Source organism: Ruegeria sp. CDSA079 (genome assembly GCF_059612245.1).
In genome coordinates, this window is record NZ_JBXWQF010000003.1 from 120,718 (window position 1) to 138,175 (window position 17,458).

The window sequence follows — 17,458 nt, forward strand, 5'->3', positions numbered from 1 at the left end:
TGTTTCAGTAGCCATCTTGACTAAAGGGGCTCTGTATCGGACGACAAGGCCATGGGCAGGATTCTTGATCGCTATATTCACCGTAAGGCGTTGGACCGATGGCGACGGGCGGTTCAACATGCGCCGGGTGCAGCGCAGGCGGACTTACGGCTGCAAAGGGATGAAGCGCGATCATTGCGGGCCCATCTTGATCGGTTGATCCAATTGGCTGATGCACGCTTGCTCCGTCCCAAGATCGGGTCCAAGCAGTTTCCCAAACCTGTCGGCACAGATTGGAGTTGCAGACCCGATCTGTGGCGCGGCCCTTTGGCGCGACCGGGTGTGGCTTCGGCCCCGCGCAGGACAGATCTTGATGCGCAGGTCAAACTGTTTCATGACTGCCCCATCGCTGAGATCACCATACGCCAAACCCGAAATCGCGACACAGGCGATCTGGCTCCGTTCAGCCTGGCGGTTGAAGTGTTCAGCTTCGAAGGTTCTTTCCTTTCGGTGTCCGTCGATTTGCCGGCGGAAGCAGTGCTGAACCTAACGCGTGAACATCTGATAAGGATGCAGACCGTCATCGAATGCGAACGGCACACAGGTATGTTCGCCCGCCTCAACATTCAGCACGGCCCCAACTCCGAGCAGGTTCTACGGCAATTGCCCCCATCACAGGCCCCGAGCACGATTGATTTTGATCTTGCCCATCTTCCCCTGAACGAGCGCCGGATCGAGAAGATCTGGGTTGATTTGATTTTTGAATCTCCGACCATGAACCGGATGGTTATGCGGGACTTGACGTTCTGCCGTTTCCACCGTGCTGATTTGTGAAGCGACCCGACATGACACAAACAAAGCTGACCTTCATCCGGTTCGAAAACGGCATCTGGCAAGGCCAAATTCAGGCGGTGCAGGAACCTGCCGTAGAGGTGCTATATCAAGGCGAAACGCTGGAGAACGCCACTCTGTCACCGGCAGAAAACGGGTGGGTTCTGAGCATCAAGGTGCCTACCTCAGCACTGTCTGAAGGTGTCCACAGCTTTGTCATCGCAGATGCGTTCACTGCCGAACAGCTGGGAGATTTCACCATTATCGCAGGTGCGCCTGCAGCGGATGATCTGAGAGCCGAAGTTGCGCTGCTGCGCGCCGAGCTGGACATGCTGAAACGCGCAATCCGCCGGGCCTACCGTAACGGCGATTGAGCCGACCCAAGGCAAGTCTCTATCTTTTCAGCCAATTTCCGGGCATCATGGTCGAATTCAAAATGGATCGCGCCCGTCATGGACCGCAGCAGTATTGTTAAAGTCATCGCACTAATGGTGACGGGATTTGGTATCGGCATAGATTTTACCGGTGCTCTAATGCTGGTGCCTGCGATCGAAAACAGCTTTGATGCGGATATCACAAGCACCCAATGGGTCCTGAACATTTACGCCCTGTTTTTTGCCATGACCATGGTCGCCGGCGGGCGCCTGGGTGACATGTATGGCCATCGCAAGATGATGATCATCGGTCTTTGTATTTTCTTATTCTCGTCGGTCATGTGTTTTTTCTCGCCCAGCCTTGATTTTCTGATCCTGGCTCGCGCCCTGCAAGGCATTGGCGCAGGCTGCGTCTGGCCCTGCACATTGGCTTTTGGGGCAACCAAAGTGTCCCGACCTGAACATCGGGCCCTTATAATGGGTCTGATTTTGGCGGGTGTGACCATGGGCAATGTATTTGGCCCAATGATCAGCGGATTGGCCGTAAACTTTGGCGAATGGAGGTATTTCTTCCTGGCTAACGTCTTTTTTTCCTGCATTTCTATGGCCACCGCTCTGATCCTGATGGAACGCGAAACGCAGCATAAAACGGACGAACATCTCGACCTTGCTGGCATGGGTCTTTTGGCGTTTGCGGTTCTGTTTTTGCTTTACGGGCTGGATGTCGGCGCGGATTGGGGATGGACGTCAGTGCCATTATTGATGCTGTTTTTCATCAGCGCCGTACTGTTCCTTCTGTTCCCCAAGGTCGAGAAACGCGTTTCAGAACCACTGCTGTTACCGCAGATGATGCAAAACCGCCAGTTCACGATCACGCTTGGCCTGAATATGTTCAACGTCTCTGCCGCCTTTGTTGGATTGCTCTATTTCCCGCAATACATGCAAAAGGTTCTGGGCTGGTCGACGTTTGAGTCTGCGTTGGGTCTGGCCCCGCTTACGGTGTTGCTGGCGGTGGGATCGATTGTTTCAGGCACCCTTTACAACGATTTCGGGCCCAAACGGCTGCTGTTCTGGGGATATTTGATTGCGACAATCGGGGCTGCGACGGTTGTCTTGTTGCCAAGCGATCTGGGATATTTCCGCATTCTGCCAGGCATGGCGATGATCGGGCTGGGCGCGACCCTGACCGTTGGGCCATCCGGAACGGCTGCGGTCTGTGCAGTCAAGCCCGAGCGGGCCGGTCTGGTCGGCGGTCTGAGTTTCATGACGCATCTGGTGTACGGTGCCATTTCCGTCGCCTGCGCCACGGCTATCATGTATGTCGTCAGCCTGTCCAAACTGCGCGACGGTCTGCACGCCGCAGGTATCAAACTATCAGAGGCTGACCTGAGGGCGATCAACGGCGGAACGCTGGACACGCCTTCGGCACATGCGGTGATCAGCCGTTTGAACGCTGCTGACTTGGAGAAAGTTCAATCCGCACTGTCCGCTGCTTTTAACAGCGGCATGAGCACGGCGTTTGTCTTTTCCACTGCATCCGTATCGGTTGGTATTATGCTGGCGCTGCTGCTGGATGAAAAGAAACTGCACAAGATCGAAAGCTAGCGCATTTTCAGTCACTTTAGGATCTGGGTTTCGCGGCCTGACTATTTGCAGGCGCGCAACAAGCACCATGTTTTGCCTCAACGAAAAGGGGCCGCGGTAAGCGCGGCCCCGGTTGGGTTACTGAGACGGTCCGTTGGGATTGAATGCCGACAGACCTTTGAGGATGTCGATGGCATAGGCCAACTGGTAATCCTCTTCCCGCAGTTCAGCCGTGGCTTCGGCCTTGGCACGATCTTCTTCGATCTGGCGGATTTCATCCTCGCTGAGGCTGTCATTGTTCAGGCTACCACGCAGCTCGGCCTCGGACCGGGTAAAGCGGCTGTCCTCTTCTTCTTCAGCTTCGGGCTGCGGGCGTGGCTGTTCCACGATGATATCCGGGCTGACACCCAAGGCCTGAATTGAACGACCCGACGGTGTGTAATAGCGCGATGTTGTCAAACGCATGGCCCCATCACCGCGCAGCGGCATGACCGTCTGAACAGACCCCTTCCCGAAGCTTTTCGTGCCGACCACGATTGCACGGCGGTGATCCTGCAAGGCACCGGCGACAATTTCGGACGCCGAGGCCGAACCGCCATTGATCAGGACCACGATCGGCTTGCCTTCGGCCAAATCGCCGGGCGCGGCGTTAAACCGTTCTCCTTCTTCGGGATCGCGGCCACGGGTTGAAACAATTTCGCCTTCGTTCAGAAACGCATCCGAAACTTTGATCGCCTGCGTCAGCAGGCCGCCCGGGTTGTTGCGCAGGTCCAGAACAAAACCATTGACCTTGTCGATGCCGCCCGCTTCTTCGATCTGTTCCTGCAAACCTTCTTTCAGGTTCGGGAAGGTCTGATCATTGAACGTGGTCACACGCACAACCACGCTTGCGCCTTCGGTGCGTGCACGAACAGCCGTCAGCTTGATCGTGTCACGGATGATTGTAACGTCGAAAGGATCCGGCTCACCTTCGCGAACAACAGTGATAACAATCTCAGAGCCCACCGGACCACGCATCAGATCAACAGCCTTGTCCAGCGTCAGACCCAGAATGCTCTCTCCATCTACATGAGTGATAAAGTCCCCGGCCTCAATTCCGGCTGCGTCGGCAGGGGTGTCGTCAATCGGCGATACGACTTTGACAAAACCGTCCTCCTGCGTGACTTCGATGCCAAGTCCGCCAAACTCACCTCGTGTCTGCACGCGCATCTGCTCGGCATCGTCGGGCGAAAGATAGCTGGAATGCGGATCGAGAGAGGTCAACATGCCATCAATGGCTGCCTCGATCAGTTCTTCGGGTTCGACCTCTTCGACATATTGGGCGCGGATGCGTTCAAAAATGTCACCAAACAGATCCAGTTGCTCATAGACGCTGGCCTTGTTTTCAGCCTCCTGCGCCAGCAGGGGTCCTGCGATCTGGGTTGTTGCAAGAATACCTGCCACAGTTCCGGCCAGACCGGCCATCACAAATCTCTTCATACTCGTTTATCCATCCTTGTCGGTCCGAAACCATGATTCCGGGTCCACGGGGCTATTATCTTCTCTTACCTCTATATAGAGCGTTTCTGAGCGATCAGTTCCAGTGCCATCACCGCTTGTTGACAATATTGCGCCGATTTCGGGCGTTTCACCGGGCATCAAACCCACCGGAGTGCCCTCGGGGATCACCTGACCGGGGTGGCCGTAGACCTCTTGCAAGCCAGAAAACACGAAAAGCAGCCCCGGCTGCGGTTCCAAAATAACCAGATTCCCCAAATCCAATAGGGGGCCTCGATAACGGATCGTGGCCGCTGTGGGCGATGTGACCAGCGCACGAGGGCGGGTTCCCAGTACCAAACCCGCGCGTTTCACCCCGGCCGCATCCGTTTCACCAGCCTTGTGCAACATTACCCCCTGAACCGGTAAAGGGATTTGCCCTTTCTGACCCGAAACGTCAGCGTCGGTTTCGATGATCTCGCCTTCCGAGATTTCAGACAGTCCACTTGCAAACCCGTCCAGCGTTTCGGTCGAGGATATCAGAATGGCCGTGCGCACGGGGTCTTCGACAAATCGCCTTGGAAGATCCGTGCGATCGGCCACGGCCTCGCTCAGGCGGGAGCGCGCATCCTGCGCACCGGTAAGGCCCTCGGTCAGAGTTTCCGATGCGCTTTGCTGTAGCAGACGCAGCGTCTTTACTTCATTCAGATCATCTGCCAGGGCCTGCGCTTTGGCGTTCAAGCCAGGCGTGACCTCGGACAGCATCATACCAGCGCGCGCCGCCCCCAACGGGCCTGAAGGGTGCAACATCAAGACCGGAGGCGCCGTTGTCTCAATAGTTTGCAAAACGCCGAGCAACTGCCGAACGTCCTTTTCGCGTGCCCGCAACTCGGCGCTCAATTGTGCTTCACGGGTTGCGGCCTGACGCAACCCTTCCCGCATCGCGCCCAACCCCGCTTCATAGGCCTGGATCGTCTGGGTCAGCGCGCGCACCCGATCTCGGGCACTGTCAGCCTCAGTCAAAGACAGCGAGGCTTGCTCCAGCATCTTTGCCGCTTCCAGCGCTGCCTGAGATGAGCTGGTCTGGGCCAGAGCCGGAAATGCTGAAATCAGAGAAACCGCAAGGGCCAACAGCTTCATGACAAAAGGCTTTCCCCGGTCATTTCTGGTGGTTTTGGCAAGCCCATCAGTTCAAGCAGTGTGGGTGCCAGATCCGACAAACGCCCCTGCCGCAACTGCGCACCCTCAGGCCCGCCGACCAGCACCACCGGCACCGGGTTCAGTGTGTGGGCGGTATGCGGACCACCCGTTTTGGGATCAACCATCATTTCACAATTCCCGTGATCAGCAGTGACAATCATCGCACCGCCGGCCTTTTCCAGTGCGGCAACGACTTGCGCCAGACCTTGATCCACGGTCTCACAGGCCTTGATCGCCGCCTCTAGGTCGCCGGTATGGCCCACCATGTCAGGGTTGGCATAGTTCGTGACGATCAGGTCATACCCGTCTTCGATAGCCTCAATGAATTTGGCCGTGACCTCAGCGGCCGACATCTCGGGTTGCAGGTCATAGGTCGCGACCTTTGGCGATTTAGGCATAAAACGGGCTTCACCCTGCTCAGGCGTCTCTTTGCCGCCGTTCAGGAAGAAGGTTACATGCGGGTATTTCTCGGTTTCGGCCAACCGGAACTGGCGTAACCCCTGTTTGGCCACCCACTCCCCCAGAGTATTCACGATGGCCCGTTTTGGGAAAACCGTGGTCATATAGGCGTTGTGGCCGTCCGAATATTCGACCATGCCCAATAGCGCCGAGAGCTGGGGCCGCGACCCTGTATCAAAATCGGAAAATCCGGGCTCTCCAATGGCGCGCAGGATTTCCCGCGCCCTGTCAGCACGAAAATTGAGGCAGAAAAACCCGTCGCCGTCTCGAACGCCTTTGTATCCGTCAAGAACAGTCGGGGTGATGAACTCATCTGACTCTGACTGATTATAGGCATGATCGACCGCACCATGGGCGCTTTGCGCCGCCCTGCCCTGCCCCTTGATCATCGCGTCATAGGCTTCGCTGACACGTTCCCAGCGATTGTCCCGATCCATGACAAAATAGCGTCCGCCGACGGTCACAATTCGCGCGTTTTCAGGCAGGCGCTCTTCCAGTTCCGCAATATAGGACAGCGCCGATTTTGGCGCCACGTCCCGCCCATCGGTAACTGCATGCAGCGCAACCGGGACACCCGCATCGGTGATCGCGGTCGCTGCGGCGATGATATGGTTCAGATGCCCATGCACGCCTCCGTCCGAGATCAGCCCCATCAGATGCGCTGTACCGTCCGCCGCTTTCACATTGGCAATAAATGCCCGCAATGCTTCATTGTCAAAAAAAGACCCATCTTCGATGGCCAGATCAATCTGGCCCAAATCCATGGCGACAACGCGGCCTGCGCCGATATTGGTATGGCCGACCTCTGAATTGCCCATCTGTCCGCTGGGCAGACCTACGTCGGGTCCGTGGGTGATCAGAGTTGCATGAGGGCCATTGGCCATGATCGCATCAAATGTCGGCGTATGCGCCAGATATGGCGCGTTGGCTTTGGTGTCCGCGGACAGACCCCACCCATCGAGAATGCACAGGACAACAGGTTTGGGCGCGGCCATAGAAATTCTCCGATTACTGCTCGTGAGCCTCTTCTATCGTCTGCCCTTCGGCGGGTGAACCACCTTTGGGTCGGTGAAGAAGATTTAATCGACGCAGAGGCGTTATTCCTTGAGGTAGCTCTTGTAGGGGCGTGCCTTGCGATTGCGGTATTTCACCGTCAGATCCAGAGGCGCATCGTTTTCGTCATACACACCCAGGACAACGCCTCTGCCCCTGCTTTTGGTGCGCATGTCGATCAATTGCTGTTCTGATCGCGTGGTGCGCTGTGACGGTCGTCGTGCCCATGTGAACAGGTGATCATACATCTCGGCAATCACGTCTGCATGGTCCGCGCTGTCGCCCAGATCGTTCAGCTCTTGGGCATCGTTTTCCAGATCAAACAGGATCGGTCTGTGACCGCCTTCGCAATGGATCAATTTCCATTTTTTGTTGGCCACCATGAACATTACCGCATCCCGGACCGACGATCCTACAATATCAGCGATCGGTGAGCCCGAGTAATCGTATTCACAGATAACAAAGTCCCGGGGCAAAGTTCCTGCTTTTCCACGCAAAATGGGCAGCAAAGTGTGGCCTTCCAGGATATGTGTGGCCACGTCACCTCCTGCAATATCAACGAAGGTTGGAGCCAAATCGATGGACTCCACCAGCGCATCACAGACCGTGCCGCGTGTCGAATCTGCCTCGGGCGATGGGTCATAGATAATCAGCGGCATCTTGGTTGAAGCATCATGGAAGAACGTCTTCTCGCCCATCCAATGATCACCCAGAAAGTCACCATGATCCGAGGTCAGAACGATCATCGTGTCGTCCATCCGCCCGGTCTTTTCCATCCAGTCGAACAAACGTCCCATCTGGTCGTCAGCTTGTTTGATGAGACCCATATAGGCCGGAATCACAGCCTCGCGCACGTCCTGTCGTGAAAAGGTCTGACCAATCTTTGTGTCCATGAAAGCCTTCAGCACCGGATGCGCATTCTGACGCTCAACCTCGGATCGCACCACGGGCAGAACATGCTCTGGACCATACATCGAAGCATAAGGTTCAGGCACGATGTAAGGCCAATGCGGTTTAATAAAGCTCAGGTGGCAGCACCATGGCCCATCATGCGTTTCCATGAACTCGATGCCGCGGCCGGTCAGGTATGGCGTTTCACTGTCTTCCTCGGCGATATTGGCGGCTTCGGGTGCGTTCTTCAAAAACCAGCCGGACAAAACATTACCGTCGTCATCCAGCCCTGAATTGGCAAAGTCATGCCAGGGATTGTCGCTCTCATACCCTTTGGCCTTGAGATACTTGTTGTATTCCTTTGCGCCGTCCGGATCATAAAATCCGTCAGGCCCCTCGGGCAGCATACCGTCATCGCGTTCGAAAACGTCAAAGCCGCATTCGGCGACTCGGGCACCGATCAGACTGTCAGGCTCCAGCCCCAACCGCGCCATCCCTTCGGCATCCGCGCGCATATGGGTTTTTCCGATAAGCCAACACCCCATTCCCGCCTTGCGCAGGTGATCCCCCATCGTGATCTCGCCGACTTTCAACGGAATACCGTTCCAGGACGCCCCGTGCGAATGCACGTAGCGCCCGGTATAGGTCGACATGCGCGAACTGCCACAGATCGGTGACTGGATGTAGGCCCGATTAAACCGGACGCCTTTGGCTGCAAGGCGATCTATGTTGGGGGTATGCAGATGTGGATGCCCGTAACAGCTCAGGTAATCCCAGCGCAGCTGGTCGAACATGATGAACAGGATGTTTTTCGCCTTGGCCAACGCAATGCCCCCCAAACCTTACGGAGACCTAGTTAGCCATTTCAACCCGCAGAGCGAAGCAAAACTTCGCTTCAGGCCTGACGTTCCATCTGTTCCAGCATCTTCTTGGCGCGCTTGCATTGCAGTTGATCGCGCAACGGGCTGTCGGGGTCCACGTCTTTCTGGCAGACAACGCACTTATCAGCACCGGAAATTGCGTTCAGGCCGCCACAACTGCCTTTGATGGTCTTGCCCATCAGCATGACGCCAAGTGACATACCTACCATGACGAGGGCGAGAAGAAGGAAGGCCAGAATAAAAGTGCTCATTTCAGCTCCACCTGTCAGTTTGAGTTCAGCGCGTCTTTGAACGCGGTGCTATGCGCCGTAATATAGGCTTCATCGCCGCCTGTCACATCCCGTGAGATGAAATACACGGCAAGTTTATGCTCTTCTGCCAGTTTCAGGCCCTTTTCCTGACCCAAAGCCAGCATCGCGGTGGCCCAGGCATCCGCCATCATCGCGTTTTCAGCCAGAACGGTGACAGAGGTTGTCCGGTGCGTGATCGGGCGGCCAGTGGTTGGATCGATGATATGCGAATAGCGTACGCCGTCATGTTCGAAAAAATTCTTGTAATCGCCCGAACTGGCCATGCCGCGATCATTCAGCGACACGATCAACTGAATGGTCTGACTGCCCGTTTCCGGTTTTTCAATGCCGATCCGCCAGGCTTCGCCTTTTTCGTTCTGGCCTTGGGCGACAAGGTCTCCACCAATCTCAACAAGGTAATCCTCGATCCCTGCATCCCGCAAAGATTCAGCAACCGCATCAATGCCATAGCCCTTGGCAATGGCCGACAGGTTGATACCCACACTGGCATCAGATTTCGCGAGAGTACCGGCGTTAGTGTCGAGCGTCAGCAGTCGGCTTTGTCCAACGCCGCTGAGTGCGGTTTCGATTTCGGCGTCCGAGGGCACCGGATCTTCTGGCTTGCGGGGGCCAAATCCCCATAGCTCAATAAGTGGTCCCAGTGTTACGTCGAATGTGCCGCCGGATTTTTCGTGCACGTCGTTGGCGGCCGCGATGACCAAAGCGAACTCGTCCGAGACAGACATCGGATCTGTACTGGCCGATGCCGAAAACTCAGAGACTTCGGACTTCGGATCCCAATTGGACATCTTGGCATTGACCTCTGCCAAAGTCTTTTCAACAGAGATTGCCAGTTTGTTCTCGTCCAGATCGTCACCAATGGCGGTGACATTAAAGGTTGTCCCCATTGTTTCGCCCGACAGGCGGACAACTTCGGGTTCCTTGTCAAAGAGGCAACCGGAAAGAAGGGCAACAAAAGCCACTGAAGGCAAAAGACGCATGGGGCGAGCTCCGGGAAATTCTGTGCTCGGCATATGCCAGCGCCCTCTGCCAGAGTCAAATCCACATCACAGCTTCAAAGGTAGGAAACCCAGCAACAACAGGCCGATTCCTGCTGGCAACCCAAACAGCCACGCCCGCTTCCGCCATCCCGGCGCCTGCTGCTTCCAAACCATGCGAAAATTGTGACCACACACGACGACTGCAAAGAAGATCAGAACGGCCACAGGCGGGGTAAGATAGAGTTCACTCACTAGCTTAATCGTCCTTTGTTGACCGCAGATTTCGCGCATTCGAGCAATTGTACCCTATACAGGTCATTTAGCTGCGCTAAGGTGAAAGGGAAAGACATTGCAAGAACCATAAGGAGATTGCCCATGGCCCCAACCTCGTACCAGTCACCATCACGCGGCGACAAGACAGACAAGACGACCTACAGCCAATCGGCAGAATCGAACTTGTCACATTCGCAGACAACCGTGACCAAACTGCTTGAGGGAAAAGGGGACGCGGTATTTTCGGTGCGGCCAAACGATACGATTCATTCGGTGGTCAACACGCTCAAGGACAAGCGGATCGGTGCCGTTTTGGTCACGGACCAGAACGGTGCATTGCAGGGCATCCTGTCGGAACGCGACATCGTACGGCGCATGGCGGACACGCCGGGCCATACCTTGCCGCAAGCAGTCGAAGACCTGATGACCAAGGAGGTCAAGACCTGCACACCTGACGATCTGCTGAACGACGTTCTGAAGACAATGACTGAAGGGCGTTTCCGCCATATGCCCGTGCTGCGTGATGGCCATTTGTGTGGCGTCGTCACCATCGGAGATGTTGTGCATTTCCGCCTGAAAGAGCTGGAATATGAAGCCCTGCGGATGAAGCAGATGATCGTTGGCTAAGGTCAGGCGGTCGAAAGAAACCTGATGCCTCCGTCCTCGATTTCGGCAGCCGTAAGTCGGCCCGTTGCGAAAGCACCCGTGTCAATTGACAACACCTTGTTTCTGACAAGGGGGTGGTCGACGATGGTGTGGCCATGCACCACCCACAGGCCGTCTCTGCGCGCAGTTCTTGGGAACATGGGATGCCCCCAGAGGCAAATCTGACGGTCCTGAGCTTCGACAGTATTATGCGGATCCAAAGCTGCATGAACAAAAGCGACGTTACCGCTGGTCCAGATCAGGGGCCGCTCTGTCAGCCATTCAAGCAGATCCTGCCCCATCGCTTGCCGAAGGTCTTCGGCCAGTTCGTTGACGTGCTGGCTGTCTTCTGGGTCCCCAGTCGGTTTGAGCCCGAACGACGCCAGCGTGTGCATACCTCCGTTTCGAAACCAAAGCCTTGCATGGCGTTCTGGATCGTCCAAGAAGTGCAACAACATCTCTTCATGGTTACCAAGAAGGCAATGGACTTGCCGGTCTGACGCTTCGCTCAGATGGCATAGATGGTGCAACACTTGTGCGCTGTAAGGCCCCCGATCGATGTAGTCGCCAACAAAAACCAGAGGGCTTTGATCATCCAAGCGTGGCAATAGCGCATGCAGCAAGTCCAAACGGCCATGAATATCGCCCACCGCCGTCACTCGCGTAGTGGGGGCGATGTCGCAAGACACCGTATCGGTCGTTGGACGCGCCGTGCGGCTGAACCGCGATTTGATCCATTTCGTAACCATGCGCCCTGATCCCTACCCTTCTGAGCAAATGGCGGCAATGAACATCTGATTGAACAGGCAAAGTGTTGATCAACGCCCTCGTGTTGTCTGAAATGACCTTCGAAGCGTTCGAAAAACGTTGATCTCAGGCGCGAAACAAAGTCTTTCGGTCAACGATGATTTCGTTATGCGATCTGAGGGTTTTATGAAACGTGTTTTGATTACGGGCTCTGCGGGGTTCATTGGCTTCCATCTGGCCAAGCTACTTCTGGCAGACGGGTTTCGTGTGCATGGCTATGACGGGATGACCGACTATTATGATGTGACCCTGAAACAGCGCAGGCACCAGATCCTGTTGCAAACCCCCGGTTTCACCGCAACCGAGGATCGGCTGGAAAACTATGACCGGTTGGTGCAGGTGGCGGACGAATTCCAGCCCGATGTCATCGTTCACTTGGCGGCCCAGGCCGGTGTGCGGCACAGCCTCGAGTACCCCCGCAGCTATATCGAATCAAATGTCGTTGGCACGTTCAACGTAATGGAAATCGCGCGCCAGCATGAAGTCGGGCATCTGTTGATGGCTTCGACCTCGTCAATCTATGGCGCCAACGAAGAGATGCCATTTACCGAGACGGAAAAAGCGGACACGCAATTGACCATCTATTCCGCCACCAAAAAGGCGAATGAGGCGATGGGTCATTCATATGCGCATCTGTGGGATCTGCCGACTACGATGTTTCGGTTCTTTACGGTCTATGGTGCCTGGGGACGGCCCGATCTGGCCTATTTCAAATTTGTTGCCGCCATTCTCGACGGCCGTCCAATTGACATCTACAATCATGGCGACATGCATCGGGACTTCACCCATGTTGAAGATCTTGTGCGTGGGATAAGATTGCTGATCGATGTGCCCCCGGTCCGGCCTGCCAGTCGTGAAGACATTGAGGACGGCGACAGCCTGTCACCCGTCGCACCCTATCGCATCGTCAATATCGGCAACGGGGAGAAAGTGCGTCTGATGGACTTTATCGAAGCCATCGAAGAGGCCGTTGGGCAGAAAGCCGTCAAGAATTTCATGCCGATGCAGATGGGTGATGTTCATGCGACCTGGGCCGATAATCGCCTGCTGCAACGGTTGACCAATTATCGTCCACAGACCGACCTGAAAGACGGCATTGCCCAGTTCGTCGCCTGGTATCGGGACTATTACGGAAAATAGCGTTGGCTAACCGCTAAACGAAAAAAACCGGCGTTGGGTGCGCCGGTTTTTCTGTTTCTTACCCGCCGAAATCGTCGAGCATGATGTCTTCACGGTCCACACCCAGATCCAGCAGCATGTTGATAACCGACTGGTTCATGATTGGCGGGCCACACATGTAGAACTCGCAATCTTCCGGCGCAGGGTGGTTCTTGAGGTACTCATCGAACAACACGTTATGGATAAAGCCGGTGTAGCCCTTCCAATCGTCCTCGGGCTGCGCATCCGACAGGGCGACATGCCATTCGAAATTGTCGAATTCTTCGGCCAGTTGGTCGAAATCCTCGACAAAGAACATCTCTTTCCTGGACCGCGCACCGTACCAGAAGGTGATCTTGCGGTTGCGGTTCTCCAGGCGCTTGAGCTGGTCGAAGATATGGCTGCGCATGGGCGCCATACCCGCACCACCGCCAATAAACACCATCTCTTTCTCGGTTTCGCGGGCGAAGAACTCACCAAACGGACCCGAGATCGTGACCTTGTCGCCCGGCTTCAAGTTGAAGATATACGACGACATCTGACCTGGAGGGATGCCTTCCGAACCCGGAGGTGGCGAGGCCACACGGACGTTCAGCATGATCATGCCTTTTTCGTCCGGGTAGTTGGCCATCGAATAGGCACGTTCAATCGGTTCGTTAACGACAGACTCATACTGCCACAGATTGAAGCGATCCCAATCCTCGCGGTATTCCTCTTCCACGTCGAAGTCAGTGTAATTCAAGGCATGCGAAGGTGCCTCGATCTGGATGTAGCCACCGGCGCGGAAGTTCACGTCTTCGCCTTCGGGCAGGTCCAGCGTAAGTGCCTTGATGAAGGTTGCGACGTTCTCGTTCGAACGGACGGTGCATTCCCACTTCTTGACGCCAAAGACCTCTTCGGGAACCTCAATGTCCATGTCCTGCTTTACAGCGACCTGACAGGACAAGCGATCACCACACGAGGCTTCGCGCTTGGTGATGTGGCTTTCCTCGGTCGGCAGGATCGAACCGCCGCCCGCATGTACACGTACGCGACACTGGGCACAGGTGCCGCCACCGCCGCAAGCCGAAGGAACAAAAAGCTTCTCGGCCGCCAGCGTTTGCAGCAATTTGCCACCGGCGGGAACTGAAATGGTTTTCTCACCGTTGATGGTGATGTTCACGTTGCCTGTCGATACCAGCTTGGACCGGGCGGCCATGATAATGGCCACCAATGCCAGAACGATTACGGTGAAAAGGGCTACGCCTAAGGTAAAGGTTTCCATCGACGCCTCCTTACAGTTTCACGCCAGAGAAGGACATGAACGCCATAGCCATCAGACCTGCGGTGATGAAAGTGATGCCCAGACCTTGAAGACCGTCAGGAATATCCGAATATTTCAGCTTTTCGCGTACGCCCGCCATCGCGGTGATCGCCAGCGCCCAGCCAAATCCCGAAGATAGGCCATAGGTTGCAGCCTCGGCAAAGTTGTAGTCGCGTTCCACCATAAACAGCGAGCCACCAAGGATGGCGCAATTCACCGTGATCAGAGGCAGGAAGATTCCCAGCGCGTTGTAGAGCGGCGGGAAATACTTGTCCAAAACCATCTCGAGGATCTGCACCATCGCCGCGATAACCCCAATGTAAGAGATCAGGCCAAGAAATGTCAGGTCCACATCCGGGAACCCAGCCCATGCCAGCGCACCGGGTTTCAGCAGATAATTCAACAACAGATTGTTGGCAGGTACGGTAATGGCCTGCACGACCATGACCGAAATGCCCAATCCCAGCGCGGTCGAAATCTTCTTGGACACGGCGATGAAAGTACACATACCCAGGAAGAAGCTGAGCGCAAGGTTTTCGACAAAGATGGCCTTTACGGCCAGTGAAATCAGACCTTCCATCAGTGGGCCTCTACCTGCTGAATTTTGTATTCACGCTCTTCCACCTGGTTCGGCTTCCATGTGCGGAAGGCCCAGATGATCAGACCGATGATGAAGAACGCCGAGGGTGGCAGCAGAAGCATGCCGTTGGGCACGTACCAACCACCGTTGTTGACGGTCTCCAGAATGGTGACACCAAACAGCGAACCCGCACCAAACAGTTCACGAATAAAGCCGACCAACAGCAGGATCAGGCCATAGCCCATCCCATTGCCCATACCGTCGATAAAAGACGCAACCGGAGGGTTCTTCATTGCAAACGCTTCGGCGCGGCCCATCACGATACAGTTGGTGATGATCAGGCCGACAAAGACCGACAGGGTTTTCGAAATCTCAAACGCATAAGCCTTCAGGATCTGATCCACGAGGATCACCAGCGAGGCGATGATCACCATCTGAACGATGATCCTGATCGAGCCTGGGATCTGGTTGCGCAGGCATGAGATGAAGAAGGACGAGAAAGAGGTCACGAAGATCACCGCAAGCGCCATTACCATCGACACCTGCAGTGACGAAGTCACCGCCAGCGCCGAACAGATACCCAGCACCTGCAAAGTGATCGGGTTATTGTCGACAAGCGGGTCGACCAGCATCTCTTTTTTGGTCTGGGACATCAGAGCTCTCCTGCTTGCAGTTTGGCCAGAAACGGAGCGTAGCCCGCATCGCCCATCCAGAATTTCACCAGGTTATCGACACCAACCGAGGTCAGAGTAGCTCCTGCCAGAGCATCGATATAGAAGTCCGGTCCGGCAGCAGGCTGTGACTTGGCAACGGTGATCTGAAGATCCCCGTTGTCATCACGCAGCTTCTTGCCATTCCACAGCGCTTTCCAGCGTGGGTTGTCTACCTCGGCGCCAAGGCCCGGGGTTTCACCGTGCTGATAGAATTGCAGGCCGTAGATATCGTTGCCGTTGTTTTCCAATGCGATAAAGCCATAGAGCGTCGACCAAAGACCATAGCCGTGCAGCGGTAGGATCACCTTGTCCAAATCACCCGCATCGTCGCGCAGCAAATAGATCACGCGGTACTTCGACTTACGGCCAATGCCTGCCGGATCATCGTCCAGCGCCACGCTCAGTTCAGGATCGCTCGCGGCAGCGATGTCGTCGAATGTGGTCGGGTCGAACTGGTCATCGACGAAATTGCCGGTGGACAGCTCCAGCACATGCGGCTCGAAAGCGGCGAAGGCTTCGGTCACGTCGATGCCGGACTCGAACACGCCCGCCACTTGCAGAACGTTGACCTGCTTGTCCTTCAGACGGTTGGTTTCCTGAACCGGGCGCAAGCTGACAGCGGCGGCGGACACGACCATTGAGGCAACGAGGCAAACGGCAACGGCGACGAAGATCGTTTTGCCAACCGAATCCGGCGAGGCCGCCAGGAACTTGGCCAGTGCGCCTTTAGGTTCTGGGGATTGCGTATCAGACATGGCGACGCGCCCTCCGTTTGATGTTGGCTTGAACAACGAAATAGTCGATCAGCGGTGCAAAGACGTTGCCGAACAAGATGGCCAGCATCATACCTTCGGGGAAAGCCGGATTGATGACACGGATCATCACAACCATGACACCGATCAACGCACCATAGATATAGCGGCCGACGTTGGTATGGCTTGCCGAAACCGGTTCAGTCACCATGAAGGCGAGACCAAAGGCATAACCGCCCAGCACGATATGCCAGTACCATGGCATCGCGAACATCGGGTTCGTGTCCGATCCGACCAAGTTCAGCAGCAGTGTAAAGCCGATGGTTCCGGCCAGACAGCCCACTATCAGGCGATAGTTGGCGATCTTCGTCATCAGCAGGAAAGCCAAGCCGATCATACAGGCAAGCGTAGAAGTTTCACCAAAGCTGCCCTGAATCTGGCCAAAGAAAGCGCTCGACCAAGTGATGCCATCCGCTGCCAGCGCCTGAACGCCGTCCGCAGCCGAGACCGCCAGAGCTGTCGCGCCTGAGAACCCGTCAACAGGTGTCCAGACCGCATCACCCGACATCTGTGCGGGATAAGCAAAGTACAGGAAGGCGCGTCCAACCAGTGCCGGATTGAGGAAGTTCTTGCCTGTTCCACCAAACACTTCCTTACCGATCACGACGCCGAAAATGATCCCCAGTGCAACCTGCCACAGGGGCGTGGTTGCGGGCATGATCAGCGTGTAGAGCATTGATGTAACAAGGAAACCCTCGTTCACCTCGTGCCCGCGCACGGTCGCGAAGATGACCTCGAATATGCCGCCAGCCACAAGCGTGACTATATAGATCGGCAGGAAATACATCAGCCCGTGCATCACGTTCGCAAATATGCTGTCTGGGCTCAGCGAAATACCAAAGGTCTGCAGAATGGCGATCCGCCATCCTGTGGCCGAGTCAGGCCCAAGCGTGGCAATAGCCGAGTTGGCTTGGTAGCCGGTATTGTACATCCCCCACAGAATACATGGGATCGTTGCGATCACGACATAGGTCATGATCCGCTTCATATCCACGTAAGACCGTGCATGCGGGGCGACAGTGGTCACAGTTTTCGGAGTGTAGATAAAGCTTTCGACCATCTCGTAGATGGGGAAATACTTTTCGTACTTGCCGCCCTTGGTAAAGTTCGGCTCAATCCGATCGAAGAAGCTGCGCAAACCCATTTGG

General features: G+C 55.6%; 18 protein-coding genes. 5 read left to right on the forward strand and 13 right to left on the reverse strand.

From position 1 onward, the window contains the following. Nucleotides 1-51: 51 nt before the first annotated feature. The 3 genes from AC2FJZ_RS04420 to AC2FJZ_RS04430 all read left to right on the forward strand — a co-directional run bounded on the left by AC2FJZ_RS04420 (nucleotide 52) and on the right by AC2FJZ_RS04430 (nucleotide 2,789). Nucleotides 52-813, forward strand: coding sequence for a DUF6478 family protein (locus tag AC2FJZ_RS04420; protein ID WP_496776205.1), 762 nt, complete (start codon nucleotides 52-54; stop codon nucleotides 811-813). Between the two features lie 11 nt (nucleotides 814-824). After that, the gene (locus AC2FJZ_RS04425; RefSeq protein WP_050603827.1) at nucleotides 825-1,184 is read left to right on the forward strand and encodes a hypothetical protein; all 360 of its coding nucleotides are present in this window, start codon (nucleotides 825-827) and stop codon (nucleotides 1,182-1,184) included. A gap of 78 nt (nucleotides 1,185-1,262) precedes the next feature. Then, nucleotides 1,263-2,789, forward strand: a complete 1,527-nt coding sequence (locus tag AC2FJZ_RS04430; RefSeq protein WP_496776206.1) for an MFS transporter — start codon at nucleotides 1,263-1,265, stop codon at nucleotides 2,787-2,789. A 117-nt stretch (nucleotides 2,790-2,906) separates the two neighbouring features. Here the strand turns inward: AC2FJZ_RS04430 and AC2FJZ_RS04435 are convergent, their stop codons facing one another. From AC2FJZ_RS04435 to AC2FJZ_RS04465, 7 genes are all read right to left on the reverse strand, one after another. After that, the gene (locus AC2FJZ_RS04435; protein ID WP_050603825.1) at nucleotides 2,907-4,247 is read right to left on the reverse strand and encodes a S41 family peptidase; all 1,341 of its coding nucleotides are present in this window, start codon (nucleotides 4,245-4,247) and stop codon (nucleotides 2,907-2,909) included. 6 nt (nucleotides 4,248-4,253) lie between these two features. Beyond that, complete coding sequence (locus AC2FJZ_RS04440; protein ID WP_496776207.1) at nucleotides 4,254-5,384, reverse strand: murein hydrolase activator EnvC family protein; 1,131 nt, start codon at nucleotides 5,382-5,384, stop codon at nucleotides 4,254-4,256. Continuing rightward, nucleotides 5,381-6,898 carry a 2,3-bisphosphoglycerate-independent phosphoglycerate mutase gene (gene gpmI, locus AC2FJZ_RS04445; RefSeq protein WP_496776208.1) on the reverse strand — a complete coding sequence of 506 codons (1,518 nt, stop codon included), beginning with the start codon at nucleotides 6,896-6,898 and terminating at the stop codon, nucleotides 5,381-5,383. Before gpmI ends, AC2FJZ_RS04440 begins: the two co-directional genes overlap by 4 nt. A 102-nt stretch (nucleotides 6,899-7,000) precedes the next feature. After that, complete coding sequence (locus AC2FJZ_RS04450; RefSeq protein WP_496776209.1) at nucleotides 7,001-8,671, reverse strand: sulfatase-like hydrolase/transferase; 1,671 nt, start codon at nucleotides 8,669-8,671, stop codon at nucleotides 7,001-7,003. A 71-nt stretch (nucleotides 8,672-8,742) separates the two neighbouring features. Then, nucleotides 8,743-8,979, reverse strand: coding sequence for a (Na+)-NQR maturation NqrM (gene nqrM, locus AC2FJZ_RS04455; RefSeq protein ID WP_050603822.1), 237 nt, complete (start codon nucleotides 8,977-8,979; stop codon nucleotides 8,743-8,745). 14 nt (nucleotides 8,980-8,993) lie between these two features. Further along, nucleotides 8,994-10,019 carry an FAD:protein FMN transferase gene (locus tag AC2FJZ_RS04460; protein WP_496668094.1) on the reverse strand — a complete coding sequence of 342 codons (1,026 nt, stop codon included), beginning with the start codon at nucleotides 10,017-10,019 and terminating at the stop codon, nucleotides 8,994-8,996. 66 nt (nucleotides 10,020-10,085) lie between these two features. Then, nucleotides 10,086-10,271 carry a hypothetical protein gene (locus AC2FJZ_RS04465; protein ID WP_050603938.1) on the reverse strand — a complete coding sequence of 62 codons (186 nt, stop codon included), beginning with the start codon at nucleotides 10,269-10,271 and terminating at the stop codon, nucleotides 10,086-10,088. 123 nt (nucleotides 10,272-10,394) lie between these two features. Between AC2FJZ_RS04465 and AC2FJZ_RS04470 the strand changes: the two genes are divergently transcribed. Beyond that, nucleotides 10,395-10,919: a CBS domain-containing protein gene (locus tag AC2FJZ_RS04470; RefSeq protein WP_496776210.1), complete on the forward strand. Its 525-nt coding sequence runs from the start codon at nucleotides 10,395-10,397 to the stop codon at nucleotides 10,917-10,919. 2 nt (nucleotides 10,920-10,921) lie between these two features. Here AC2FJZ_RS04470 and AC2FJZ_RS04475 read toward each other — a convergent pair whose 3' ends face one another. Next, nucleotides 10,922-11,686, reverse strand: coding sequence for a metallophosphoesterase family protein (locus AC2FJZ_RS04475; RefSeq protein WP_496776211.1), 765 nt, complete (start codon nucleotides 11,684-11,686; stop codon nucleotides 10,922-10,924). A gap of 184 nt (nucleotides 11,687-11,870) precedes the next feature. Between AC2FJZ_RS04475 and AC2FJZ_RS04480 the strand changes: the two genes are divergently transcribed. Beyond that, nucleotides 11,871-12,884: an NAD-dependent epimerase/dehydratase family protein gene (locus AC2FJZ_RS04480; RefSeq protein WP_496776212.1), complete on the forward strand. Its 1,014-nt coding sequence runs from the start codon at nucleotides 11,871-11,873 to the stop codon at nucleotides 12,882-12,884. 58 nt (nucleotides 12,885-12,942) lie between these two features. On the opposite strand, the gene nqrF is transcribed toward AC2FJZ_RS04480, so the two are convergent. Genes nqrF through AC2FJZ_RS04505 form a run of 5 tightly spaced genes read right to left on the reverse strand, consistent with a single transcriptional unit; the run spans nucleotide 12,943 to nucleotide 17,454 of the window. Beyond that, complete coding sequence (gene nqrF, locus AC2FJZ_RS04485; RefSeq protein WP_496776213.1) at nucleotides 12,943-14,166, reverse strand: NADH:ubiquinone reductase (Na(+)-transporting) subunit F; 1,224 nt, start codon at nucleotides 14,164-14,166, stop codon at nucleotides 12,943-12,945. Between the two features lie 10 nt (nucleotides 14,167-14,176). Then, complete coding sequence (gene nqrE / locus AC2FJZ_RS04490; RefSeq protein WP_050603817.1) at nucleotides 14,177-14,785, reverse strand: NADH:ubiquinone reductase (Na(+)-transporting) subunit E; 609 nt, start codon at nucleotides 14,783-14,785, stop codon at nucleotides 14,177-14,179. After that, nucleotides 14,785-15,438, reverse strand: coding sequence for an NADH:ubiquinone reductase (Na(+)-transporting) subunit D (locus tag AC2FJZ_RS04495; protein ID WP_152460184.1), 654 nt, complete (start codon nucleotides 15,436-15,438; stop codon nucleotides 14,785-14,787). Before AC2FJZ_RS04495 ends, nqrE begins: the two co-directional genes overlap by 1 nt. Beyond that, nucleotides 15,438-16,253: a Na(+)-translocating NADH-quinone reductase subunit C gene (locus AC2FJZ_RS04500; protein WP_496776214.1), complete on the reverse strand. Its 816-nt coding sequence runs from the start codon at nucleotides 16,251-16,253 to the stop codon at nucleotides 15,438-15,440. The genes AC2FJZ_RS04495 and AC2FJZ_RS04500 overlap by 1 nt, the downstream gene beginning before the upstream one ends. Then, nucleotides 16,246-17,454, reverse strand: coding sequence for an NADH:ubiquinone reductase (Na(+)-transporting) subunit B (locus AC2FJZ_RS04505; RefSeq protein WP_496668103.1), 1,209 nt, complete (start codon nucleotides 17,452-17,454; stop codon nucleotides 16,246-16,248). Before AC2FJZ_RS04505 ends, AC2FJZ_RS04500 begins: the two co-directional genes overlap by 8 nt. Between the last annotated feature and the right edge of the window lie 4 nt (nucleotides 17,455-17,458).